Source organism: Rhodoglobus sp., assembly GCF_053580035.1.
The window spans coordinates 385,102-410,696 of sequence record NZ_JBMDVL010000001.1; the positions used below are offsets into that span (position 1 = coordinate 385,102).

The window sequence follows — 25,595 nt, forward strand, 5'->3', positions numbered from 1 at the left end:
TGTCTACCGGTGCGCTTACTGCACAACCGCAAAATCCCAAGGATCGGTGCGCAGTTCGCTCACCGTAATCATGACTTCTGGGAGCAAAGCCCGTAATTCTTCTGCTGCAGCCTCCAGCCACAGCCATTCACTTGCCCAATGCGAAACATCCACAAGCGCCGGGCCCTTCATGAGGCGAGCGTTCTCTCGTGCCTCCGAGGCCGGATGGTGCCTCAAATCACTCGTGATGTACACATCAGCGGCAAGAACCGCCGGCTCGTTCAAGTATGCGTCACCGGCTCCCCCACACAGCGCCACCGATTGCACGAGCTGATCGAAATCACCAGCGACTCGGATGCCGGTCGCTGTTGGCGGCAAGATCTCGCCAATGAGACGAGCGAGTCTGCCGAGCGTCATTGGCTCTGGCAAATTTCCGGTGCGACCGATGCCGCGATCCGGAGTCTGACCAGCAACGATCGGTGCAACGTCAGTGAGGCCCAACCGTGCTGCGAAGCGCCCAGAAGTACCGGTCTCAACGACATCCGCGTTGGTGTGTGCAGCGAGGAGCGCACACTCGGCCCTGACAAGTTTGGTAAGAACTGCGCCCTTATAGCGGTCGCTCGCAATTGACGTGACGCCGCGCAACAGTAATGGGTGGTGGGTGATGAGGATGTCAGCGTCATCTTCGATCGCTTCGTTCACCGTGTCCAGCACAGCATCAACTGCGAGGGAAATTCTTGACACCGGTGCATCGAGATCACCCGCAATGAGACCGACCGCATCCCACGACTCGGCCCCAGAAGACGGCCAGAGTTTTTCGGATGCAGCGATTACTTCGGCAACAGTAGTAGACACGCTTTCAGTCTAGGCGGGGCGGGCAGCACGATCAGGGCTGCCCGCTTCTTGACGCCGGATCGCGGGGATGCCAGCAACGATTGGCGTGAGAATTCCGAGAACGAGCGCGACGAGTACCCCAAGGTCGGTTGCGGCCAGCTCAGAGCTGAGATCGATGCCCAACGCTACGAAGCCATACCCCTGCCAAGAGAGCCATGCAATCGTTGCGCTGGTCAGCGCAAACCCTATCGCCGAAATCACGATGAAGGCGCTGAGGTTTACCCACCGGAAGTCTGGGTAGATTCCTCCGCGCGTAGTCAGCGCGGCGCTGTCGAGACGGCGAGTGCGAATCATCGTTTCTGCGGCAAAGATTCCTACCCACGCTGCCGTCGGCACAGCAAGGGTCGTTGCCACATCGCGGAAGAGTTCGTTGATTCCGCCATCCACTCCGAAAGCAAACAAGACGGCCAGCGCCCCCAAGAGCACTCCGACAATGACGATCGACCACTGGCGAGGGAGGCGCACACCGACAGCTTGTAGAGCGAAACCACCAGAGTAAAGACTCAGCGTTATGCCGGAAAGCAGGCTCAGCCCCGCAGCCAACAGGAGGGGAATCGGGTACCAGCCAGGAAGCAGCAGTAGGAGGGTGTCGAGTGGTGAGGCCAAGAAACCGCGAGCGATCGCCGGGTCTGACGCTGCCAGTAGTGCGCCATAGGCAATCAGCACGAACGCGGGAAGAGTGGCACCGAACGCGGCAGAGAGAGCTGAAGCCGGTCCGCTTGACGATGGGCGTTGGTAGCGCGCGATATCGGCACCGCTGTAAGCCCAGACGAGTCCTAAGAAGCTGAAGACAAGTACCGCGCCTGTAACGGTCAGTAGCCACGATCCGTCTGGGGTAGCAAGGGCCTGCGATACATCGATGTACTGAGCAGTGAAGACGATGAGGCCGACGACCAACAGTCCCGAAATGATGCTCAGGATTAGCTGGATGCGCGCAAACAGCGGGTAGCCGGCGAAGGCGATCACGAGCGCAACGAGGAACGAGAGCGCGAGAGCGAGCAGCAATATCTGGCGATCACCCAGGCCGACATTCATGTCGGAGCCGATCAGGACGATGGCGACGGACGAGGCAAGGACCCAGAGGAGAACTGCTCCCCAGAAGAGTCGAGCGATCAACGCGATCACTGAGGGAACAACGTTGCCAATCAACCCAAATGCTGATCGTGAGATGACCATTGTGGGCTGGCCGCTTCGCTTGCCCGCCAGTGTCGTTAGGCCAAGGGGGATGAACGACAGTGCTACACCGGCGAGAATCGCCACAACAGACTGTCGGAGACTCATTCCCACCGCAAAGACTGCTGCTCCTAGTCCGATACTAATGATCGATGAGTTCGCGGCGAACCAGAGCCAGAACAAACGAGCGGCGTGACCGATGCGTCGGTCGATTGGAGTCGGCTCAAGCCCGCTTTCCTCAAGACTAAAAACGCGTTGCGCGGTAGGGGCGACGTCGTCAAGGCCGAGAGGCTGCTGGCTGACCATCGCTGTCGCGAGGGGCATCGGCTGCGGAATAGCGGATGAGTCTGTCACTGGCGGAATCGCGGCAGACGTTGGCGCGGCTATGCCACTTGATGCAGGCTGAGTTGCCGCTGCTGCGGCCCCTGCAGCAACGGCCGTACCCGCTCCAGCTGCCGCAAACGGGATGGGGTTGCTTTCGTCTGTAGCTGGTGAATCAGGCAGGTCTGCCAGCGGTACCCGGCGATCGCTTGGGTCTACAGCATCGTCGGATTCTTCTTCGAACGCGGTTTGGGCGATCGGGAACGAACCCGTCTGCACTGCGGCGAGCGGGTCGCTCTGCTGCACAAGTTCGGACTCGGAATCAGGCCGCGCCCCAGACGCTGGAGCGGCGTCACTCTGCGGTTCGGCGAGGAACGCGTCTAACGGATTGTCCTCGTCCGCTTCCGGCTCGTCGATCGCCTCGTCGAGGCCAGCGGTCTTGAGCAGGTCATCAAAGCTCACAGGTGCTGCGGGAACGTAGCGCGGTGTTTCCTGCGAAGCGAAATTGAATGCAACAGGGCCCGTATCGCTTTCGGCTAGCGAGCCAGCCGACGTTGATCCGTCATCTCCTACGGCACCGTCCGTGCTCGCACTGTCGGCCAGGTCGGCCTCAGAACGCTCAAATTCTGCGACGGCGGATGTTGCGGGCGAGTCGAGATCAAACGCGAAGGGAGCCTCGGTGTCGGTGTCACTCGCAGCTGCCGTCGCGGAAGGTGACGTTGGTTCGTCACCGGCTTCTGGTTCTCCTGTGATTGGCGGCGTGAAACCGAAGTCTCCGAAAGAGACGTGTTCGTCGAGGTTTGCGCGCGGTGTCGATGGCGCCGTAATCGGTTCGACTAGAGGCGGCGGAGTGAACGGAATCTCGTCGTAGTCGCCATCTTCGTCGGCCGGAAATTGCGGAGATGAGGCAAATTGACCAGCCGCTACAGCGGCGCTGTCTTCGACTGGTGGTGTTACGGGTGCTGGCATCGGCGACGTTGCGTCGCTCGGTAAGCCACTTCCGTCTGCTGCGGACTGGTCGACCGTAGATGACCCGGTTGCAGCGAAGGCGGTAGCCTCGTCGTCGTCACGAGTCTCTTTAGTGGGTTCGTCGTCGAGAACGGGCAGGGTGATTGACCCGGTCGGGTCTGCGTGCGCGGCGAACGGAATTTCGTCGTCGAAGTCATCACCGGGTGCCCAGGTGTCGCTGGGCGGCGGCACATCCCAGGCTGGCAATTGTGCTGCTGCCGACGTTTCGGGCGCGACGGGTTCTGGCGCTGTTTCTGTCGCTGCGGGCGAAGCAACGGCAGTGGGTTCACTCGACGCCGCGGGCTCAGTTGGTGACTCAGCCGAGGATGCTCGTTCTTCCACCGGAACTGACTCGATGCTCTCTTCAGGAAGAGGAGCTGCCTTAGAGCGAAGTGTTGTTTCCCATTCACGATATTCGCGAGCTTCTTCTTCGCGAAGTCGTAGTTGAGCTTCGAGCACTTCGATCACGCTGAGGGTGCCGGTTGACTGGTTTTCCGGATTATCAGCCCAATTCAGCAGCTCATCGTCAGCCATTGATCGCCGTACCGGTGGTGCCGGAATTTCCGACTCATACACGAGTTCAGGGGTCTCAGTCTGCTCGGCCGTAAGCTCAATCGCAGTGTCGTCAGTCGTTCCGGACTCGGAAGTCGGCTCTGCAGATGCGGGCGATTCAGCTATTTCTGGTTCAGAACGCTCAGTCGTCGAAGCTGCTGACGGTGATTCACTAGCCGCCGAAGCGAATGGCGCGTCGACCCAGCCACTCTCTTTGGCGATCGCATCAGTTTCTGCGGGTTCGACCGGTTCGCCATCGGCCGCAGGCACGACGGCTACAGCAGTAAAGTCGTCCTCGACGCCAACCTGTGGATCGGCAGCAGGCTCTGTCTCCGCGGCAGGCTCTGTTTCGGCAGCAGGCTCTGTCTCCGCGGCAGGCTCTGTTTCGGGAGGCTCTGTTTCGGCAGATGCCGCTAACGAGTCGGATGGCACGACCGGCAGCTGCTCCTCGGATGGCGCGACCGATGAGTCAATGGGAGTGTCGGCAGCGTCGCCAACATCTGCAGCGTCGCCAACATCTGCAGCATCTGCAGCATCTGCAGCATCTGCAACATACTCGGTGTCCGCCGACGCAACGCTGTCCGTCGCGGGCTCTGCGGGTGGGGTGAAGAAAGGCTCTTCCGGCTCGTCGTTGTCGAAATCATCAAACAGATCTGACTCGTCGCTGACTTCGGGCAGTACCAGGAAGCCATCGGCATCAACAGTTCCCGCTGCCGCCGACGTCTCTGAGTTCTCGGACTGGTCATCTACAGACGACGAAGCTCCTGACTGTGGAGCGAATTCGGCAGCGGCAGCGGAGAACGCGTCCGCAGGAAATTCGACCGGCTGTGAGCCTCCGAAAGACGACGCTGCAGTTGGGGGCGAAGGCTCATTCGAGCCTGCAGCGCTGGCAGCCTCTGGAGTATCAACGCCGTCGAGGTTCCACATCGGTGCGCCCTCGATGACCTCTTCAATCGCTGGCGGGAGTCCAGCGGATGCCGAATCACCGTTAGCGGGAACTGTGACCTCATCCGAATCTACGGGTTCGTCGGGCGCCTCAGGCTGAACGTTGGGCTCGAGTGGCCCAAGCTTCCAAACGTTATTGGTCGCGAGGTTATCGTCGGCCGGAGCCGAGTGCGTTGCACTCAACGGTGGCGCGACATCCGCCGCCGTATCCTCGCCTGCAGGCATGGGGCTCGCAGCGCTATCAGGTTCCGTCGTTGCGAACAGGGAATCGAAATCAAAGTCACGCGTATCTTCTGGCTCTGCCGAGTCAGCAAACTCATCGACCTGCGGACCGCGTTCATCAAACGGTTCTGCAGGCATATTAACGGGCGACGCGTGCTCCTCGGTATTCTCCGCCGAAGTGCCCTCTACCGAAGCGCCCTCTAGAGAAGTGTCGTCCGCAGGAGCGTTCTCTGCGGTGTTATCGAGATCGTTCTCGTCGGGAGTTACACGACGGCGTGAGATGCGCGAAGCGAAGAAATCCGGTGTCGTGTAGTCAGCAGGAATCTGGTACGGATCGTCGTGTGTTGCCGCAGCAGACTTTGGCGCAAAGTCGTCGACCGAAGCACCATCTGCATCGGAAGCGTTCTCGAAACTGCCCGAGTTCTGGGCCGTCCCGGCATCATCCGATTCGCTTGCTGCCGTGCGCTGTTCGTCTGAGAGACCATCCGGCGCTTCGAGCTGAGAGACAGCCTGCGTTGGATCGGGAGCTGGCGCCATCGCCCACGGTGGCTTTCCCTGGTCGAGACCCTCCGAAAGGTCGGAACGTTCGAACTCCTCGTTCAAATCAATCGGGGCGAAACTGGATGCGCTGGGAGGCGGTGGCAAGTCCGCCGGCGCTGCGATATCGGGCGAAGCGGGCAAACCCAGCGCGGTATCCAAGTCAAATTCGGCGCCCAAATTAAATTCGGCATCCAAATCGAAAACGCCCCCCGTGGACGCTTCGCTGAGGTCGACGGGCGTCGAGTCATCGCCGTCATCCGCCGAATTCGCAGCGGGCACTCCCGACGCGGCACGTCGAGGGAAAGGTAGTTCGAACTCATGCTCGGAAGACGTTTTGTCGTTCGCATCGTTCGCGTCGTCAACGTCGTCGTGGAATGCCATGCACAGATACTAAGACGAGTCCAGTGTTTTGCGGGGATGACGAGCCGTGCTCAGTACAGATACCGCAACAAATATGAGGCCAAGACCCACCCACGACACCGGCGAAAGCACCTCCCCCACGATGAGCACCGCAAGAAGCGTCGCAACAACAGGTTCGAGAAGGGTGATCGTGGTCGCCGTCGAACTGCTGGTTGTCCGAAGTCCTCGACCAAACAGGACATACGCCACGAACATGGGACCGATGATCAAATACACCGCGAGGCTCATACTCCCAGCAGAGTGAAGAATGGGCGCGCCGAAGGCAATAAGCACGGGCAACAGCCCGAGAGCGCCCGTTCCAAACATTGCGCCCATTGTGGCGTCCGACGAGTGACCGATACGGATAGCTCGCGTTGAGCAATAGGTGTAGAGGGCGTAGGCGAACCCGGCGACGAGACCAAGAATCACGCCGGGAAATAGTGTTCCGCTAGTCGTAGCGCCTAGGTGACTGCCACCGAACGCCAAGAGGATGACTCCGAGCAGCGCGATTGATGTTGTTGCTGCCCACAGTCTGCTGAGGTGCCTGTGATCGATAAGACGCTCAAGGAGAGCCGCGAAGAGGGGGCCCGTGCCCAGAGAAACCACGTTTCCGACAGCTATTCCTGCGAGATTCATTGAGCTGTAAAACGCGAGCGGATACATGACCACCCCGAGCGCCCCGAGCAACAGCCACCGTCGCGCACGTGAATCGCGCAACGCAACTTGGGAACTCCGAAAACTGCGAAGAAAGAGAAGTACTCCGCCGCCAATCATCGTCACGGCACCAATAGCTAGTGGGCTGACGTTTTCCGGGAAGAAACTTGCTGCGGTTCCCGTAGTGCCCCACAGTACGGCCGCGCCAATTATGGCCAGAGATCCAGCCCGGTTTGCTGCAGTTGTCGGCACTAGGTCAGCCTATTGCTGCGCTGGCCTCATTCGCGTCGCAGCCTCTGGTAGATCGACAGGATGGCGACTGCACTCTGAGCGATGTCTTCTTCTGACGTAGCCCAATTTGTTACCGAGATCCGCATTGCCGCTTGGCCATTCCAGTTGGTTCCGCTAGCCCAGCACGTTCCTTCATCTTGAACGTGAGCAACAACGGCACGAGTGACTTCATCGTCGTCACCGAAACGAATCAGTGCCTGATTCAACACGACATCGTTGAGAACCTGGACGCCTTCCTCTGCTTCCAGCATCGACGCCATTTGTTGGGCTCGCGCACAACCCCGCGTTATGAGATCCGCAACACCTTTCCGGCCCAATGCCCGCAAACACGCGTAAATCGGTATGGCTCGCGCCCGCCGGGATAGTTCAGGAACCCAATCGATCGCGTCTCGCTCTGGCCCGTGGGTTTGGATGAGATACGAAGCGGATGATGTCATCGCTGCACGATGGTCAGCAGAGTGCCTCACAATCGCCACGCCGCTGTCATACGGTACGTTCAACCATTTGTGGGCGTCGGTCGACCATGAATCCGCCAACTCGATCCCGTCGACAAGCGCTGAAAGCTGCGTGCTGGCGCGGGCCCACAAACCGAAGGCACCATCAACGTGCAACCATGCTTCAGCCTTGTTGGCCACCACCGCTATTTCTCGCAACGGATCGAACGACCCGCTATTGACGTTGCCTGCCTGCGCGCAGATGATCGTCGGACCTTCGAGCGTCGCCATCAGTTCGCGCAATTTGTCTGCGCGCATACGTCCCTGATTGTCGGACTCCACAATCAACAGTGAGCGGGTTCCGTACCCGAGATAGCGGAGAGCCACATCGATCGTGACGTGCGCGCCCGCCCCAACGACGATATTGACATGGGGGGAACCAGCAACCCCATCGAGTTCTACATCCCACCCCACTCGCCTCAACACGTTGTGCCTCGCCGCTGCCAGACAAGTGAAATTTGCCATCTGCCCACCAGTGACGAACCCGACAGAAGAATCTCGCGGAAGATCGAAAAGTTCGAGCATCCACTCAGCCGCTACTTCCTCCACTGCGGCCGAGAACGGTGAAATGGCGTGGATGCCTGCATTTTGGTCCCAGGTCGACACCAGCCAGTCCGCAGCGAGTGCCACTGGTTGAGTGCCGCCGATCACGAACCCGAAATATCGAGGAGAACTGCACGACGTCATCCCGACCTCAGCTTGGCTCGCTAAAAGGTCAATTACGGCCGAAGGGTCTTCTCCGTCGACCGGCAACGGAGCGCGCAGGCTCTCAAACATCTCATTGCGACCGTGTAACGCACCAACATGACGGGTCGCAAGCCCCTCGAGATACCTTGCGGCATGCAGACGTGCCGTTTCAAACACAGGATCTAGCAAATCATTTGACATGATGCTCCACCTCGCGAGGGTAAGGCGAATCCGAGTTGATCGCCCGTGATCTTGCCCGGAGCCTATCGCTGAAAAGGCGGCGAAAACGAAGAAAACCCCCGCGATTGCGGGGGTTTTCTGTGTGGTGGGCCCTACCGGGATCGAACCGATGACATCCACGGTGTAAACGTGGCGCTCTACCAGCTGAGCTAAAGGCCCGCAGCGTCGCAATGCGAAGCAGCGCGAGATAATGTTACAGGTTTTTTTACAAGGCGTTGAACACCGCAGCTACGCTCACGACCACTCGGCGATTTCCATCAACGAAATCGCGTCTTCATACCGAGAAAAATCGCGGATGCCGTCTAGTGGGGCCTCAACAACATCACGCACGATCCTCGATCGATCGATCAAGAAACTCGTTCGCGAAGCAAAACCCTTGTCTTCGAGAAGCACACCAAAGCTTTGGGCCACAGCGCCATGCGGCCAAAAGTCTGAAAGAAACGAATAGTCATAGGCGCCAGCATCCGCCCATGCTCGAAGCGTGGCTGTCGAGTCAACAGAAACCACCACTACGGCGAGCCCAGCATCCACAAAACGCTGTCTTTCGCGGTGAAGAGTCTCGACTTCACTCGTGCACCCCAGAGAGAACGCGAGCGGCAAAAACACGACCAGCACCGGTTCGTGTGCGAGCAGGGCGCTCAATCGCACCAGCTGACCGTGCTGATTTTTCAATTCAAAGTCCGGTGCGTGATCTCCGACAGCAATTTTCATGGCTTCAGACCTTTCATTCGCAAGCGCGTGACCTGTGAGTTCAGGCCGCAATCACCCTCGGTTCGAGACTTGCTGCATTCGACAACTAGAATCGATGGGCGTAGTTGATCCCATCACATCCGTAACCCGGTAGTGCCTCGACTCGCACGACTCTGTTCTCTACACGAAAGAGGTCAACGGTGACGGTAAACGACCAGGACCCATACTCGGTAACCAACACCGACAAGGACCCGGAGGAGACCGCCGAGTGGAACGAATCACTCGACTCCCTCGTTGCAGCACAAGGCCACGAGCGCGGTCGCGAGATCATGCTCAGCCTTCTTAAGCGTTCTAAAGATTTGCACCTTGGTGTACCGATGGTCCCGACCACCGATTACATCAACACCATCGCCAAGGATGACGAACCCGACTTCCCGGGTGATGAGACTCTTGAGCGTCGCTACCGTGCGTGGATCCGCTGGAATGCAGCGATCACCGTGCACCGCGCGCAGCGCCCAGGCGTCGGCGTCGGAGGGCACATCTCGACCTATGCCTCGTCTGCCGCTCTCTACGAAGTAGGCCACAACCACTTCTTCCGTGGTGCAGACCACGAATCTGGTGGAGACCAAATCTTCTACCAGGGCCACGCCTCCCCCGGTATGTACGCTCGTGCTTTCCTTGAAGGCCGCATGAGCGAAGATCAGCTGAAGGGCTTCCGTCAAGAGAAGTCTCAGGCACCCAACGGCATTTCGAGCTATCCGCACCCGCGCCTTATGCCGGAGTTTTGGCAGTTCCCCACCGTGTCGATGGGTCTCGGCCCGATCAACGCCATCTATCAGGCACAGAACAACAAATACGTCACCAACCGCGGCATCCGCGACGTCTCAGAGAAACAAGTTTGGGCATTCCTGGGTGACGGCGAGATGGATGAGGTCGAAAGCCGCGGAGCCCTCCAGTGGGCCGCGAACGAGAAGCTCGACAACCTCAACTTCGTCATCAACTGCAACCTGCAGCGCCTCGACGGCCCTGTGCGCGGTAACGGCAAGATCATTCAGGAGCTCGAGAGCTTCTTCCGTGGTGCTGGCTGGAACGTTATCAAGGTGATTTGGGGCCGCGAGTGGGATGACCTGCTTGCCAACGACCATGAGGGTGCACTTCGCGACCTCATGAACCAAACCCCCGATGGCGATTACCAGACCTATAAAGCAGAGTCGGGAGCCTACGTTCGCGAGAACTTCTTCGGTCGCGACCCCCGCACGCTCAAAATGGTTGAACACCTTTCCGACGATCAGGTGTGGAACCTCAAGCGCGGTGGCCATGACTACCGCAAGGTGTACGCAGCGTTTAAGGCTGCCAGTGAACACAAGGGCCAGCCAACGGTCATCCTCGCGAAGACGGTCAAGGGCTACGGTCTCGGCCCGAGCTTCGAGGGCCGCAATGCGACCCACCAGATGAAGAAGCTCACGCTCGATAACCTCAAGAAGTTCCGCGACGAAATGCACATCCCGATTACGGATGCCGCACTCGAAGCAGATCCGTACCAGCCCCCGTTCTACCACCCGGGTGAAGACGACGAAGCGATTCAGTATTTGCAGGAGCGCCGACGCGAACTCGGCGGCTACGTTCCCGAACGTCGCACGAAGTACACGCAGATTTCACTGCCAGAGGCAAAGACCTACGACGTCGTCAAGAAGGGCTCAGGCAAGCAGGAGATCGCCACCACAATGGCGTTCGCTCGCTTGTTGAAAGACCTGCTGCGCGACAAGTCAATCGGTAACCGGATCGTTCCGATCATTCCGGATGAGGCGCGCACGTTCGGCATGGATGCCTACTTCCCCACGGCGAAAATTTACAACCCTGCCGGTCAGCATTACACCTCGGTGGACCGTGAGCAGTTGCTGGCGTATAAGGAGAGCCCTCAGGGGCAGATTGTGCACGTCGGCATCAACGAGGCAGGAGCATTTGCTGCCTTCACTGCCGTCGGCACCTCGTATGCCACCAACGGTGAGCCCCTCATCCCGGTTTACGTCTTCTACTCGATGTTCGGTTTCCAGCGCACTGGTGACGCGATGTGGGCTGCCGGCGACCAAATGGCGCGCGGCTTCATCATGGGCGCAACTGCGGGTCGCACGACGCTCACGGGTGAAGGGCTTCAGCACGCTGATGGCCACTCGCTCTTGCTGGCATCGACTAACCCTGCAGTCGTCAGTTATGACGCCGCATACGGTTATGAGCTTGGCCACATTGTTCGCGCGGGAATCGAGCGTATGTATGGCGGCGAGCACGAGGATCCCAACGTCATGTACTACTTGACGTTGTACAACGAGCCTCTTGTTCAGCCTGCCGAACCGGAGAACTTCGACGTCGACGGTGCTCTCAAGGGTATTTATCACTTGACTGCTCCGACGATCACTGGTCCGAAGGCACAATTGTTGGCGTCCGGTGTCGCTGTTCCGTGGGCGCTCGAAGCGCAGCAAATTCTCGCCTCCGATTGGGGCGTTGCTGCTGATGTCTGGTCAGTCACCTCGTGGACTGAGTTGCGTCGCGACGGACTTGCGGCTGAGGAATACAACTTCCTCAACCCCAACGAAGAGCCGCGTGTGCCGTATGTCACCTCGAAGCTTGCGGATGCCAAGGGCCCGTTTGTTGCGGTCACTGACTTCATGCATGCGGTGCCGGATCAGATCCGTGCGTTCGTACCTGGCGACTTCGCGACGCTCGGTGCTGATGACTTCGGCTTCTCAGACACACGCGCCGCTGCACGACGCTTCTTCAAGATCGACAGCCACTCGCTCGTCGTTCGCACGTTGGAGTCACTCGTCAAGCGCGGCGAAATGGACCCAGCTGTTCCCGCTCAAGCAATTGAGAAGTACAGCCTCCATGACGTCAATGCAGGCACCACCGGTTCTGCCGGCGGCGAAAGCTAGGCGCAACCATTCCCCCGGTACAGAAGACCAAGGCGCAGACGCTCGCCTGGTTGCGTGTGATTTCGGGCGAACTTGCGACAGCAACACTGAAACAGCTTGAGGACACGCTGCCCTGGTATGGCGAAATGCCACCAGGTCGGCGTTCCGCTGTCGGACTCGTGGCGCAGGCCGGCATTACGAGCTTCATCAGTTGGTTCGAAGATCCGACAACGACACCGTGGATTGCGGCAGATGTTTTCGGGGCAGCACCTCGCGAGCTGCTCCGCTCGGTCTCCTTGCAACAGACGCTGCAGCTGATCCGCATCACGGTTGAGGTTGTTGAAGCACGGGTCAAGGCTGATGACGATGTCTTGCGTGAAGCAATCCTGCTTTACTCACGGGAAATCGCGTTTGCTTCGGCAGATGTCTACGCTCGAGCCGCTGAAGCACGAGGACTCTGGGATGCACGTCTTGAAGCTCTCGTTGTCGATTCGATTCTCAGCGGGGAGTACGACAACGAGCTCCCCAGTCGCATTGCCGCTTTGGGGTGGAACGGTCATGGAGAGGTGTGTGTGCTTGTTGGCACCGCACCTCGGATGCTCGATGTCGACCAGCTTCGCCGCACAGCGCGGCATTTGGATGCCGATGTTCTGATCGGTGTTCAAGGTAGTCGCCTTGTTTTGGTGATCGGGCGCGCTGCTCCCCGTTCTGAAAAGAGCGAGGATGCTGAGCCCCTCCCGTTCATCACGATCGCCGAACAGCTCGAACCCGGGTTCGGAAGTGGCCATCTGGTTCTTGGTCCTGAGGTTGCGAGTCTGGTTGATGCGTCTAAGAGCGCGAAGGCCGCCTTGGCAGGTTTCGCCGTTGCTCGGTCGTGGCGAAACGCTCCACGACCGACTTTGGCCAATGATCTACTGCCGGAACGTGCTTTCGCTGGAGATCCGCTCGCGCGTTCGACGCTCATCAACAAGATCTACAAGCCTCTTCAGGCTCATTCAACCGATCTACTGACCACGCTGTGGTGTTATCTCGACAACGGCCGCTCGCTTGAGGCGACGGCGCGGGAACTCTTCGTGCACCCCAACACGGTGCGGTATCGCCTCAAGCGTGTCAGCGAAGTCATCGGCTGGGATGCTACCGGGGCTCGTGAAGCGCTAATCCTGCAGGCAGCACTCATTGTCGGGTCGATTTCGGACCCAGACGCGGGCCGCTCACACTAGCCTCGTTCCTTCTTTGGTGATTTCACACAACGATCCCCCAAAGGTTTGGTGGGGTCATCCAAGCGTTTCTGAGAAAAGATTGGCAGACTAGCTAAGTGATTGTTGTAGTAGCGCCCGGTCAGGGCTCCCAGACCCCCGGTTTTCTCGCACCTTGGCTCGAGGATGAAACCCTGCGCGATCAGCTCGGGGCCATTTCTGAGGTCGCGGGAATCGATCTCGTCAAGCACGGCACGGAGTCGGATGCCGACACTATCCGCGACACCGCGGTTGCCCAACCCCTCATCGTCGCGGCCGGTCTTCTGACCCTCACTGCGCTCACCGGCGGCGACCGCCGTAAGCACATCGGTGCGGTTGCTGGCCACTCTGTCGGCGAGATTACGGCAGCGGCGGCGGCGGGAATCCTTTCTGAGGATGATGCAATCCGCTTCGTTGTTGAACGTGGCTCGTCCATGGCTTCTGCGGCCGCCCTCGAGGAGACAGGAATGTCCGCGGTTATCGGCGGCGATGAAGAAGCGCTGCTCGAGCGCCTTGCTGAGCTTGGGCTGCAGCCGGCAAACTTCAACGGTGGCGGCCAGATTGTTGTCGCTGGAGCGCTCGATGCTCTCGCCAAACTTGCCGAGGAACCGCTCAAGGGCACTCGCGTTATCCCCCTGCAGGTCGCTGGGGCATTCCACACGCACTACATGCAGCCCGCCGTCGCTCACCTGGAGACGGTCGCCGCTGGACTCGCCAAGAACGATCCCACTCTCCCCATTTTTACCAACCGTGATGGATCGCTCATTGAAGTCGGCGAGCACTTCGTTGAGTTGTTGGTTGGCCAGGTGTCGTCACCGGTGCGTTGGGATCTCACTATGAACGCGCTGGCGGATGCTGGCGTCACCGGAATTATTGAACTTGCGCCTGCCGGCGCTTTAGTTGGTCTCGCGAAGCGTGGACTCCGGGGCATCCCGGCGGTCGCCGTCAAGACACCAGATGACTTATCAGCAGCATTTGACCTGATGGAGGCCAACGCATGACCGCACCCACACTGAACCAGTCAGTCGGCACACAGTTCACCAGAATTTATAGTTACGGCGCCGCACGCGGTGACCTTATTGTTGACAACAACCAGCTTGTCGAGGCGATTGACTCGAGCGATGAGTGGATTCAACAGCGCACCGGAATGATCACACGCCGTCGTGCTTCCGCTGGCATCCTCGCGCTCGACTTGGCAACGGATGCGGCACGTGAAGCGATTGAGAAGTCGGGTATCGATCCTGCCGAGATCGGTGTGGTGATTGTTGCAACGATCAGCAACGTTCAGCAGTCCCCCTCAATCTCCGCCGTCGTCGCCGACCGCGTTGGCGCGAATCCGGCTGCGGCCTATGACATGAATGCAGCATGCGCTGGTTTCAGCTATGCCGTCACTCAGGCCGACGCGCTTATCCGCAGCGGTGCAGCGAAGTACGCGCTAGTTATCGGTGCCGAGAAGCTGTCAGACGTGGTCGACCCCACCGATCGCAGTATTTCGTTCCTGCTCGGCGATGGTGCAGGTGCCGTCATTATCGGACCGAGTGACACTCCCGGAATCTCCGCACCAGTATGGGGCTCCGATGGCTCTAAAGCAGACGCCATCAAGATGAATGCGACACTCGTCGACTTCCGCGAGGGTGATGCGGCTTGGCCGACGCTCCGCCAGGAGGGCCAGACGGTTTTCCGCTGGGCCGTCTGGGATATGGCGAAGGTAGCGAAAGAAGCTCTGGATGTCGCAGGCATCACTGCAGAGGACCTCGCAGCGTTCATCCCCCATCAGGCAAACATGCGGATCATCGATGAGTTCGCAAAGCAACTCAAGCTTCCGGAGTCTGTTGTCATCGCACGCGATATTGCCGACACTGGCAACACATCAGCCGCATCAATCCCGCTGGCCACTCACCGTCTGCTCAAGGAAAACCCTGAACTCAGTGGGGGCCTTGCACTGCAGATTGGCTTCGGTGCTGGTCTTGTTTTCGGCGCGCAGGTAATCGTTCTGCCGTAGCACCCCCGCTAAGCGCGGCCGCTGGCCTACACTGGCTAACGGTCAATTCACACCCCAAGGAGAAAAACATGGCACTGTCCACCGAAGAAGTCATGGCCGGACTGGCTGAGCTCATCAACGACGAGACCGGCATTGCGACCGACACTGTCGAGATGGACAAGTCGTTCACCGATGACCTAGATATCGACTCGATTTCGATGATGACGATCGTTGTCAACGCCGAAGAGAAGTTCGACGTAAAGATCCCCGACGAAGAGGTAAAGAACCTCAAGACCGTCGGTGACGCTGTCACCTTCATCACCAACGCTCAAGGCTAGATCGAGCTAATCGCGGCCGGCCAATCGACACGAGTTCGGTTGGCCGCCGCGCAGCACTATGTCTACGCGCAGCCCCTTGTGGAATGCCTGAGTCGTATATTCAAAAGGAACGTGAAATGACCAAAAAGATCGTTGTCACCGGCATTGGTGCCACTACGCCACTCGGCGGAACCGCGACGGAGTCGTGGAACGCCCTCCTCGCCGGCGAATCCGGTGCCCGCTCACTCGAACACGACTGGGTCGCGGAACACTCTTTGCCTGTGACCTTTGCCGCTCAGGCGAAGGTACGGCCAGAAGAAGTTCTTGAGCGCGTTGAATACAAGCGCCTCGACCCCTCCAGCCAATTCGCGTTGATTTCTGCCCGTGAAGCTTGGGCTGATGCTGGCTCGCCCGACGTCGACCCTGTGCGTATCGGTGTTGACTACTCGACCGGTATCGGTGGCCTCTGGACTCTCCTTGACGCCTGGGACACCCTGCGCGAAAAGGGCCCGCGTCGCGTTCTGCCCATGACCATCCCGATGCTCATGCCCAACGCTGCAGCAGCGGCTATTAGCATGGCGATTCCGTCACGCGCTTACGCCCGCACCGATGTTTCTGCTTGTGCCTCCAGCACCGAAGCACTGGCAAATGCTTACGCCCACCTTCAAGCCGGACTCGCGGATGTCGTGATCGCTGGTGGAACTGAAGCAGTGGTGCACCCCCTGCCGATTGCCGCCTTCGCATCAATGCAAGCGCTGTCGAAGCGCAATGATGACCCAGCGACTGCTTCGCGCCCCTATGACATTTCGCGCGATGGTTTCGTTCTTGGCGAAGGTGCAGCAACGCTCGTGCTCGAGACGGAAGAACACGCGCTTGCTCGTGGAGCACGTATTTATGCCGAGTTGGCCGGTGGTGCTGTTACGAGCGACTCGTTCCACATCACTGCGCCCGATCCTGAGGGAACCGCTGCGGCACGCGCCGTTCGCGACGCTCTGGAGGCGGCAGGAGCCACTCCGGCAGACGTCACACACATCAATGCTCACGCTACGAGCACGCCCGTCGGTGACATCGCGGAATACAAGGCGCTCCTACGCATCTTTGGCGACCACCTGCCCAACATTCCCGTTTCGGCCACTAAGGGCGCGACAGGGCATTTGCTTGGCGGTACAGGTGCACTCGAAGCAATCTTCACTGTGCTGGCTCTCTACCACCGCACAGCTCCTCCGACGATCAACCTGACCGAACAGGATCCCGCAATTCCACTGGATGTTGTAACGTCGCCGCGCGACCTCGGCACGGGTCCGCAGCTAGCAATCAGCAACTCGTTTGGCTTTGGCGGACACAACGCTGTCGCCGCATTCCGCTCGGTCTAACAAGCTCATTTCGCGCACTCTGTGCGAAGCACTACAACAAAGAGTCGCCCGTCACGATCCACGATCTGGCGGGCGATTCTTCGTCAACGACGATAAGGATCGTTCATCGCCCTGTAATTGTCTGAGGCCGGAACTATTCTCGCGTTATGCCTCAGACCACCCAGCGAAGCGTCAGCACACGCACCCTCACTCTCGCTTACGAGTCGATCAACGACGATGCCGACACCGCCGTCGTGCTGCTTCATGGCTTTCCCTACGACGTTCGCGCCTACGACGAGGTAGTGACGATACTTTCGGAGAAGGGACTACGGGTCATTGTGCCCCACCTGCGGGGCTTTGGCGCGACTCAGTTCGTTGATCCCGCGACACTACGATCCGGTCAACAGGGCGCTCTAGCTCAGGATCTCGTAGATCTCCTGGACGCACTCGGAATAGAGAAGGCCGTACTTGCCGGATATGACTGGGGTGGGCGAGCTGCGTGCATCGTGTCAGCGATCTTTCCGGAGCGCGTCATCGGGCTGGTCTCAGTCGACGGCTACAACATTCAGGACCTAGCGACAGCACAAGAACCCGCTTCTCCTGCAGAAGAAGCAACGTACTGGTACCAGTACTATTTCCAAACAGAACGTGGTCGCCGAGGGCTCGAACAGAACAGAGATGAACTCTGCCAGCTGTTGTGGCTTAACTGGTCACCCACGTGGAAGCACGCAGCGTCCGCATTTCCACAGTCGCGCGCAAGTCTGCACAATCCAGACTTCGTTGAGGTTGTCGTTCACTCATACCGGCATCGATATGGCACGGCCCCAGGGGATGACCGCTATCAAGACATTGAAGACAGACTTCTGGCCCAGCCAAACATCAGTGTTCCAACAATTGTTCTCGACGGTGCAGCGGATGGCGTCGGAGTCTCCTCTGCGGAGGCAGACTCCCACAAATTTGTCGGACCATACGAGTTTCGTACGCTAGAGGGCATTGGCCACAACACACCGCAAGAAGCACCAGAAGAATTTGCGCGCGCAACGATTGACGTTCTCACACTGGCACGAAACTAGTAGCAGGCAAAACTAGGAGCCAGGCGATGCGCTGGACGCAAAGGAGCTCTCACTCGTGACTGCATCTTTAGAGGATTGACCGGCACCCGTCATGGAGAGTGCATTCGCCATCAAAATTCGAATCTGCTGGATCGATAACCACATCGACACAGTCACTCCACTCGATGAGGAAGATCCGCGTGTCAGCCGCGTACTGAAGGGCCTGCGCGCGTTCGGAGATCATCGTCATCCCACCTTATGGAGCCACACCACTGCCGAGTCTTGACCCGCATGGCGGAAAGACTCGAGTTCGTCGTCCCACGCCTGGCCCAGTGCCAAACGAAGTTCACGGTGGAGCTCGAAAGCGTCAGATCCGGCCACTTCCATGGCGTAGCGAACCCGATCTTCTGGGATAACCATGTTGCCAGCGCTGTCTGTCTGGGCGAAAAATATCCCCAGATCGGGCGTGTGCATCCAACGACCTCCGTCACTACCCGGCGATGGATCTTCTGTTACCTCGAACCGAAGGTGCTCCCAACCGCGGAGTGACGATGCGAGTTGCGCGCCAGAGCCCTGAGGGCCCTCCCAATAGAACTCAGCTCGCTGAGAACCTTTGAGCACCGGCTGGTCATCCCAGTCAAAGTTCACGGCACGTTCAAGAGCGCGACCAGCTGCCCACTCGATGTGTGGGCAGAGCGCGCGAGGAGCAGAGTGCACGTAGAGCACTCCGCGAGCGTTTTGTGCAGTCACGATATCTCCGTTCCGTTTGGGTGCGACTTCCCCATCGACCCACGAACGGCACCTGTGACGGCACTTAAGCTATTAAATTGTGCGGCGAACCGCTTGGGGACATTATCGCCGAAGGTGGGTGAGATACGCAAGAGAATTTCCCTAGTAGTCTCGAATTGCTCAACAAGGAAAAGGTGTTCAGTGACAAATACGGACGTTGTCATCGTCGGCTCAGGCCCCAATGGACTCGCAGCTGCGGTGACGATGGCTCGGGCAGGGCTCGCCGTCCACGTCATCGAGCGCAACGACACGATCGGCGGTGGAGCACGCACCGCCGAAATAACGCTCCCCGGCTTCCGACACGACATCTGCTCGGCCGTACACCCGATGGCGCTCGCCTCACCGTTCTTTCAAGAGTTTCAGCTCGCAGAGCGCCTTGACTTTATCGTTCCCGAAATTTCCTACGCGCATCCGCTCGACAAGGGCGAGGCGGGAATCGCCTACCGAGACCTCGATCGAACTGTCGATTCGCTGGGCCGGGATGGTGCGGCTTGGCACCGCCTCATGCGCCCCCTGGTCGATCGCATGGATGACGTCACCAACTTTACAAATAACCAACTTCTCCGCATTCCGCGCTCCCCTATCGCCGCAGCGGCCTATGCACTGCGCGTGCTAGAGCAAGGATCGCCAGCATGGAACATGCGGTTTAGGGAAAGTATTGCGCCTGCCATGCTTGCGGGTCTCAGCGCTCACGCGATAGGCCCAATGCCGCGCCTGTCATCGGCTGGTGCCGGCCTGCTCCTCGGGGCCCAAGCTCATGCGCGAGGTTGGGCGATTCCTGTGGGAGGCAGTCAAGGAATTGTCGATGTGATGGCCAACGATTTACGCGCCCACGGCGGCACAATCACCACAGGCACTGAAGTGGATTCGCTTGACCAATTGCCTGCGTCGAAAGCGGTGTTGCTCGATGTTTCCGCCCGCGCGCTCGACCACATCGCCGGCGAAAAGCTGCCGTCACGCTACAGAAAATCGCTTCGCCGCTTCCGCTACGGTAACGCGGCAGCCAAAGTGGATTTCGCCCTCTCTGGCCCCATTCCGTGGACGAATCACGAAGTGGCGAACGCGGGAACAATTCATTTGGGCGGCTCTCGAGAAGAAATCGCTCATTCCGAGGATCAGGTTGCGCACGGAATTCATCCCGAATCACCGTATGTGCTCGTCTCGCAACCCACCGTTCTCGATCCAAGTCGAGCACCGGCGGGCAAACACGTGGTGTGGGCGTACGCCCACGTTCCGAGCGGCTCTACTGTCGACATGACCGAATTGATCGTCGCCCAAATTGAGCGATTTGCGCCAGGATTCCGCGATCTCATCATTGGTTCGCACCACATGGCCGCAACAGACCTTGAGCTGTACAACCCCAACTACGTCGGCGGTGACTTTTCCGCTGGCGCCGTCACTCTTCGGCAGCTTCTCCAGCGACCCGTCGTGTCAACTGATCCATGGCGCACCCCGACGAAGGGCATCTATCTAGCATCGTCGTCCACACCGCCAGGACCGGCAGTTCACGGACTGTGTGGTTTCTATGCCGCTCGTTCAGCGCTGCGACATGAATTCGGAATCACGAAGACACCTGACCTCACAATTGGTGGCTAACGCACCCCTCCCGGTCTAACAACAACCAGCCATAACCGAGGAAAGATGCGGTCAGCCGTCATCAGCAAGGACGCTACCGTACCCATCTAGGAACGGTTCAGTGCCTCAGGGATGCTGCTGCGCCACTCTTCGGGAGCCTCAGCAGCAGGCGCTGCCGGAAGGTTGCCTTTTCCATCCGGTTCAGGAATGGCCGAGATAAGCGCGCGAGTGTAAGGGTGCACCGGCTCGTTCCAGATAAGGTCAGAAACACCAGATTCCACGACTTTGCCGCGGTACATCACGACAGTACGGTCAGCGATCAAACGCACGATCGCAAGGTCATGAGAAATGAAGAGCAAACCGGCGCCAGCATCGAGCGCGAGCCGTCGCATCATGTTGGCAACCGATGCCTGGCTTGACGCATCCAGAGCTGAAATCGGTTCATCGGCGACCAGAAGATCGGGCCTAGCCGCAAGCGCACGGGCGATAGCAACCCGCTGCCGCTGTCCACCCGACAATTCGTGGGCGTAACGAGAGACCATCTCCGTGGGGAGGCCAACCCGCTCAAGCCACTCCTCAGGGACCGAACCCTCATCGCCACGCTCCACTGCCGTGCGAATGCCCTCAGAAACCTGCTGTCCAACGCGAATACGGGGATTGAGCGACGAGTTCGGGTCTTGAAAAACCATCTGAATCGACGTGAAATTCGGTGTTCGACGACGAACACCAAGCAAGGGAACATTCGAGCCACGGTAGCTCACGGTTCCAGCGCGTGGCCTCTCCATACCAACAACAGCGCGCGCCAAGCTCGACTTGCCGCAACCACTCTCACCGACGAGCGCGAGAACCTCGCCCGGCGCGATAGTAAGCGACACCTCGTCGACAGCACGCACGACAGTAGCTCCGTGATATTCGATAATGAGGTCAGAGACCTCAAGCAGTTCGCTCATTCGTTCGCCTCCTGAAAGCCTGAAGCACCCGGCAAAGACGCGAGCAACTCACGCGTATAAGCATGCTTCGGATGATCGAAAATCTCCTGCCGAACATTGGATTCAACGACTTCACCATGACGCATAATGGCGATGTCATCAGCAATGGCGCTCATGACACCGAGGTCATGAGTAACAAGCAACACGGCGAGCTGACGCTCATTCGCAAGATCGCGCAGCAAATGCAAGATACCGGCTTGCACCGTCACATCAAGAGCCGTGGTTGGTTCATCAGCAAGCAAAACAACAGGGTCGCACGCCAAAGCAATCGCAATCGCAATGCGCTGACGCTGACCGCCCGAAAACTGATGGGGATACCGAGCAAGAGCTTCCTCGGGATTCGGAACCCTCACCCGATCCAGAAGCGCAATTGCATGGACGCGAGCCTGCTTGGTCGAGAACCCCAGATGACGTTTAACGTGATCGGTGAGCTGCGTACCGACCGTCAACTGAGGGTGCAAGCTCGACGACGGATCCTGGAAAATCATTGCGACACGTCGACCACGGATCTGGTTCAACTCGCGCCGCGACATCCCCACAAGTTCGGTGTCTTCGAGACGGATCGACCCGCCAACAACTGAGTTACTGGGAAGCAACCCCAGAATCGCCAACGACGTGATCGTCTTCCCTGACCCCGACTCCCCCGCGAGCCCCTGAACACGTCCGGGGGTGAGTGCGAGGCTGATGCCCTTAACGATGGCTTTGACGTTATTTCGCGAGCCGATGCCGATCGTGAGCGCGTCGATCGTGAGAACTGCGCTGCGGGAAGTGCTCGCGGCATCCGCTGATTCTGGTGTTGCTACGTCGCTCATGATCGTGCCGCCGCTCTCGAGACCTGTGAGGTGGGATCGAAAATGTCACGCAGCGAGTCGCCAACAAAGTTGAACGCCATTACCACGGTGAGAATCGCGAGACCGGGGAACAGCCCGATCCACCAGCTATCAAAGTTTTGGATGGCCGCCGAAATCATGGAACCCCACTCTGGTGTTGGCGGTTGCGCACCAAGGCCCAAGAACGACAGTCCAGAGAGCAAAAGAATCGCCGTGCCGACGTCGAGACTCGCGAGCACCAAAATCGGTCCGACAACGTTGGGGGCGATGTCGACGCGGAGTGTTTTGAACGGCGAGAAGCCCATAAGACGACCAGCCATCACATAGTTCTGAGTGCGAAGTCCGAGCACAATACTGCGAGTCATTCGAGCGTATTGCGGCCACGAAACCACAAAGGCTGCGATCACCGCGTTGAAGAGCGACGGGCCAAGAGCAGCCGCGACCACCATGGCCAGGATGACCGTGGGGAACGCCATGACCAAGTCAGTCAGCCGCATGAGCAACTCATCAACCCATTTGCCGAAGTACCCGGCAATTGCCCCGATCAGCGTTCCCACAACCAAGGACATCAGTACGAGCATCAGCGCCAACGGAATCGTCACGCCGGCACCGGTCATGAGTCGCGAGAAAATGTCGCGGCCGAGAGCATCCGTGCCCATGAGCGTGTCAATGCCGGGAGCCTGGAGCCGGGGCAAGTCCTGCGCGAGAGGGTCGAAAGGAACCCAGAGTCGAGACGTGAAGGCAATGCCCACCCACGCCACAGCAATGACCGCACCGATGACTCCAAGCGGAGTCACCCAGGCTGCGGGAATCTTTAGCCAACGTTTTCTCATGCGAGCCTCACCCTCGGGTCGAGTACACCGTAAAGAAGGTCGACGGCGAAGTTGATAGTCAAGTAGACGACGCCGACAACGAGACCGACGCCCATGACGCCGGGCAAGTCAAGGCTCGTCGCCGAGTTATACGCGTAGCTACCGAGGCCAGGCCACGCAAAGACTGCCTCAACCAGAACTGTTCCTGACAGCAACGTTCCGAAGGCGAGACCCACGATCGTGAGGATAGGCAGCGAAGCACCGCGCAGCACATAACCGAAGAGCAGCCGTGAGCCGCTGAGGCCCTTGGCGCGACCAGCACGAACGTAGTCGGCATCCAACACCTCAAGAACGGAGGTGCGAACAAACCGTGTCAGGAGGCCGATGGTAAATAGCGACAGAACGAACACGGGAAGAATGAGGTGGGCAAGCGCATCAGTAAAGGTGACCCACTGGCCGGCCAGCAACGAATCCACTGTGTAGAACCCCGTCACCGTCGGCGGCGGAGGAAGTGCCGGTGAAAGCCTGCCGGAACCGGGAGCGATACGCAGTTGAAGGAAGAAGAAGTTGAAACTAACCAGCGCCATCCAGAACGTTGGGATGCTGAGGCCGATAAGTGAAAAGACACGCACCAGCTGGTCACTGATCTTGCCACGACGGTAGGCGGCGAGTGAGCCCAGGGCCACTCCGACACCCAAACTGACGACGATGGCCAAGAGGGCGATCTCGACAGTTGCGGGAACAGCCTGAGCGAGGTCGGATGCCACGGGCTGAGCTGTGCGCAACGAGACCCCCATATCGCCCTGGAAGAGTCCGCCGATGTAGTTGGCGTATTGCACCGGAAGCGGCTGATCGAGACCACGTTCCTGAACGTAGGCCGCGACTGTCGCCGGGTTGCTCGCCGCCCCTTCACCAAGCGCTGCCGCAATCGGATCTCCTGGCACTAGGTTCGCCAAAGCGAACGTGACAATAGTGACCCCGAAGAGGAGCAGGACTGAGGTTCCGAGGCGACGAAGCAAGTACCCGACCAACGGTGATCTGGACGGGTACTTGCGAGTCGCGCGGGGTGTGTTTCCCACGCTAGAGATACTTTCTACTTAGCTTGCAGTTCGGCGATGTCCATCGTCCAGGTGGAGTTGTAAGCAACTCCGGAGATGTAGTCAACCGTGGCGATGTTCGAGCCGGGAACGATCAGCGGAACGAAGGGTCCGCGCTGCTGCAGTGCCTCAGCAAAGTTGCTGAACGCGGTCTCACGCTCGTCGAAGTTCGTTGCATTCTCTGCCGCAGCAGCGAGGTTGACAACGTCCGAGTCCTGCTCAGCGGTCCAGCCGGCGCGCAGTCCAACCTTTTGCCCTGCCGCGAACGGAAGGAAGTTGGCCGAGTCAGCGTAGTCAGGGCCCCAGAACCAGATGCTGAATCCTTCAGCGCCGGTTACGTAGCGATCGATCTGAGTGGTGAACGGCGCCGGAGCGAGCTCGATAGTGATGCCAGCATCCGCAAGCTGAGACTGGATGCGCTCAGCCAGCGGGGTGAAGCTCACTCCACCAACCGGGTAGTCATTCGGGTATTCGAGGGTGATGCTCTCACCGTTGTAGCCGGATGCCTCTAGCGATGCTGCCGCAACGTCCAAGTCTTGCTCAACGCCTGAATCAAGTGCGCCGAGGAAGGATGGTGGGATAACGCCGGTTGCCTGCGCGGAGCCGGCACCAGCAAGCTCAAGCAGACCCGGGTAGTCGAGAGCGTAACGAACGGCGTTCGCAAAGTCAGGGCTCGACGTAACGCTGGCTACTTCATCGTTCTGGTTGATCAGAAGGAAGATCGTCTGCGCTGACGGAGTTGAGAAGACGTTGATGCCGTCACTCAGGCCAGCGACCTGGTCACCGCTGAGGTCAACAGCGATCTGCGAGTCATTGCCCTCAAGGTTGATCTTCTGCGTTGCCGCTTCCGATACGTTGCGGATTACGACACGAGTGAAGTCGATATCTTCGTCGCCGTTGTAGTTCTCGTTTTCGGTGAGCACTACCTGCGACTCAAAGTTGATCGAATCAAGGATGTACGGGCCCGAACCCGCCGAGGTGGTGTTCAAGAACTCTTCAGCAGCATCCGAGTCATCCGTCGTTCCACCGTTTTCGACAACAAGCTTCGAGTTGAGGATGGCGAGTGACGGGTTGGTCATGAGAGCGGGGAGCTTGAGCGACGGGGTCTCCGTGCTGAGCTCGACGGTCATGTCGTCGATCTTGGTAACGGTGATTCCGTTCATCAAGAAGTTTGCCTTGCTCTCCGTCATTCCCGCTACGCGGTTGAGCGAGAAGACAACGTCATCGGCGGTGATCGCTGATCCGTCCGAGAAGACGCGGCCGTCTTCGAGAGTGAAGGTGAATACTGTCGCGTCATCGTTCGACTCGAACGTCGCGAGTCCGGGAACGGGAGTTGATTCGTCCGACCCTGCGAAGTCGAGGAGGGTCTCGTAAAGAGCCTTCGACACCATGTAGCCGGTGGGTACGTAGTTGCGTCCCGGGTCGCTGGTCTCGAGAGTAAAGGCGGTGTCGATAACGACGCTAGCGCTTACTTCGGGCGCCGCCGCGGCGCAACCGGCAAGTGCCAGTGATGCCGTCAATCCGAACGCTGCCGCTACATAGCGGAACTGTGTACGCAAAAGGAACTCCTT

20 protein-coding genes and 1 tRNA gene are annotated in these 25,595 nt (G+C 59.0%); 8 read left to right on the forward strand and 13 right to left on the reverse strand.

Features of this window, described 5'->3' with window-relative positions; genetic code table 11:
* Positions 1 to 15: 15 nt before the first annotated feature.
* The 6 genes from ACOH1Z_RS01880 to ACOH1Z_RS01905 form a co-directional block, all read right to left on the reverse strand.
* Positions 16 to 834, reverse strand: coding sequence for a Nif3-like dinuclear metal center hexameric protein (locus tag ACOH1Z_RS01880; protein WP_449646800.1), 819 nt, complete (start codon positions 832 to 834; stop codon positions 16 to 18).
* 9 nt (positions 835 to 843) lie between these two features.
* Positions 844 to 6,015 (reverse strand): cytosine permease, encoded by a 5,172-nt coding sequence (locus ACOH1Z_RS01885; RefSeq protein ID WP_449646801.1) that lies wholly within the window; start codon positions 6,013 to 6,015, stop codon positions 844 to 846.
* Between the two features lie 9 nt (positions 6,016 to 6,024).
* Positions 6,025 to 6,939 carry a DMT family transporter gene (locus tag ACOH1Z_RS01890; protein WP_449646802.1) on the reverse strand — a complete coding sequence of 305 codons (915 nt, stop codon included), beginning with the start codon at positions 6,937 to 6,939 and terminating at the stop codon, positions 6,025 to 6,027.
* Between the two features lie 26 nt (positions 6,940 to 6,965).
* On the reverse strand, positions 6,966 to 8,360 hold the full coding sequence (locus ACOH1Z_RS01895) for a pyridoxal phosphate-dependent decarboxylase family protein (RefSeq protein ID WP_449646803.1): 1,395 nt from the start codon (positions 8,358 to 8,360) through the stop codon (positions 6,966 to 6,968).
* 122 nt (positions 8,361 to 8,482) lie between these two features.
* A tRNA-Val gene (locus tag ACOH1Z_RS01900) sits at positions 8,483 to 8,558 on the reverse strand.
* A gap of 75 nt (positions 8,559 to 8,633) precedes the next feature.
* Positions 8,634 to 9,110, reverse strand: a complete 477-nt coding sequence (locus ACOH1Z_RS01905) for a redoxin domain-containing protein (RefSeq protein ID WP_449646804.1) — start codon at positions 9,108 to 9,110, stop codon at positions 8,634 to 8,636.
* A gap of 179 nt (positions 9,111 to 9,289) precedes the next feature.
* Here ACOH1Z_RS01905 and aceE point away from each other — a divergent pair, with 179 nt between their 5' ends.
* From aceE to ACOH1Z_RS01940, 7 genes are all read left to right on the forward strand, one after another.
* Entirely contained in the window at positions 9,290 to 12,016 is a 2,727-nt protein-coding gene (aceE, locus tag ACOH1Z_RS01910; RefSeq protein ID WP_449646805.1) for a pyruvate dehydrogenase (acetyl-transferring), homodimeric type, read from the forward strand.
* A 50-nt stretch (positions 12,017 to 12,066) separates the two neighbouring features.
* Positions 12,067 to 13,215: a PucR family transcriptional regulator gene (locus tag ACOH1Z_RS01915; RefSeq protein WP_449646806.1), complete on the forward strand. Its 1,149-nt coding sequence runs from the start codon at positions 12,067 to 12,069 to the stop codon at positions 13,213 to 13,215.
* Positions 13,216 to 13,310: 95 nt separating this feature from the next.
* Positions 13,311 to 14,231: an ACP S-malonyltransferase gene (locus ACOH1Z_RS01920; RefSeq protein ID WP_449646807.1), complete on the forward strand. Its 921-nt coding sequence runs from the start codon at positions 13,311 to 13,313 to the stop codon at positions 14,229 to 14,231.
* Positions 14,228 to 15,232 (forward strand): beta-ketoacyl-ACP synthase III, encoded by a 1,005-nt coding sequence (locus ACOH1Z_RS01925; protein WP_449646808.1) that lies wholly within the window; start codon positions 14,228 to 14,230, stop codon positions 15,230 to 15,232. Before ACOH1Z_RS01920 ends, ACOH1Z_RS01925 begins: the two co-directional genes overlap by 4 nt.
* A 68-nt stretch (positions 15,233 to 15,300) precedes the next feature.
* Positions 15,301 to 15,549, forward strand: coding sequence for an acyl carrier protein (locus ACOH1Z_RS01930; RefSeq protein WP_009772406.1), 249 nt, complete (start codon positions 15,301 to 15,303; stop codon positions 15,547 to 15,549).
* Between the two features lie 116 nt (positions 15,550 to 15,665).
* Positions 15,666 to 16,901: a beta-ketoacyl-[acyl-carrier-protein] synthase family protein gene (locus ACOH1Z_RS01935; RefSeq protein WP_449646809.1), complete on the forward strand. Its 1,236-nt coding sequence runs from the start codon at positions 15,666 to 15,668 to the stop codon at positions 16,899 to 16,901.
* Between the two features lie 146 nt (positions 16,902 to 17,047).
* Positions 17,048 to 17,953, forward strand: coding sequence for an alpha/beta fold hydrolase (locus ACOH1Z_RS01940; protein WP_449646810.1), 906 nt, complete (start codon positions 17,048 to 17,050; stop codon positions 17,951 to 17,953).
* 67 nt (positions 17,954 to 18,020) lie between these two features.
* On the opposite strand, the gene ACOH1Z_RS01945 is transcribed toward ACOH1Z_RS01940, so the two are convergent.
* A complete protein-coding gene (locus ACOH1Z_RS01945; RefSeq protein ID WP_449646811.1) occupies positions 18,021 to 18,176 on the reverse strand; it encodes a hypothetical protein in 156 nt (51 codons plus the stop codon).
* A gap of 2 nt (positions 18,177 to 18,178) precedes the next feature.
* Complete coding sequence (locus ACOH1Z_RS01950) at positions 18,179 to 18,682, reverse strand: DUF3145 domain-containing protein (RefSeq protein WP_449646812.1); 504 nt, start codon at positions 18,680 to 18,682, stop codon at positions 18,179 to 18,181.
* 180 nt (positions 18,683 to 18,862) lie between these two features.
* Between ACOH1Z_RS01950 and ACOH1Z_RS01955 the strand changes: the two genes are divergently transcribed.
* Positions 18,863 to 20,317 (forward strand): phytoene desaturase family protein, encoded by a 1,455-nt coding sequence (locus ACOH1Z_RS01955; RefSeq protein WP_449646813.1) that lies wholly within the window; start codon positions 18,863 to 18,865, stop codon positions 20,315 to 20,317.
* 86 nt (positions 20,318 to 20,403) lie between these two features.
* Here the strand turns inward: ACOH1Z_RS01955 and ACOH1Z_RS01960 are convergent, their stop codons facing one another.
* Genes ACOH1Z_RS01960 through ACOH1Z_RS01980 form a run of 5 tightly spaced genes read right to left on the reverse strand, consistent with a single transcriptional unit; the run spans position 20,404 to position 25,583 of the window.
* Complete coding sequence (locus ACOH1Z_RS01960) at positions 20,404 to 21,246, reverse strand: ATP-binding cassette domain-containing protein (RefSeq protein WP_449646814.1); 843 nt, start codon at positions 21,244 to 21,246, stop codon at positions 20,404 to 20,406.
* On the reverse strand, positions 21,243 to 22,097 hold the full coding sequence (locus ACOH1Z_RS01965) for an ABC transporter ATP-binding protein (protein ID WP_449646815.1): 855 nt from the start codon (positions 22,095 to 22,097) through the stop codon (positions 21,243 to 21,245). The genes ACOH1Z_RS01960 and ACOH1Z_RS01965 overlap by 4 nt, the downstream gene beginning before the upstream one ends.
* Positions 22,094 to 22,948, reverse strand: coding sequence for an ABC transporter permease (locus ACOH1Z_RS01970; RefSeq protein ID WP_449646816.1), 855 nt, complete (start codon positions 22,946 to 22,948; stop codon positions 22,094 to 22,096). Before ACOH1Z_RS01970 ends, ACOH1Z_RS01965 begins: the two co-directional genes overlap by 4 nt.
* On the reverse strand, positions 22,945 to 24,006 hold the full coding sequence (locus ACOH1Z_RS01975; protein WP_449646817.1) for an ABC transporter permease: 1,062 nt from the start codon (positions 24,004 to 24,006) through the stop codon (positions 22,945 to 22,947). Before ACOH1Z_RS01975 ends, ACOH1Z_RS01970 begins: the two co-directional genes overlap by 4 nt.
* Before the next feature lie 14 nt (positions 24,007 to 24,020).
* Positions 24,021 to 25,583, reverse strand: coding sequence for an ABC transporter substrate-binding protein (locus tag ACOH1Z_RS01980; protein WP_449646818.1), 1,563 nt, complete (start codon positions 25,581 to 25,583; stop codon positions 24,021 to 24,023).
* Positions 25,584 to 25,595: the final 12 nt, after the last annotated feature.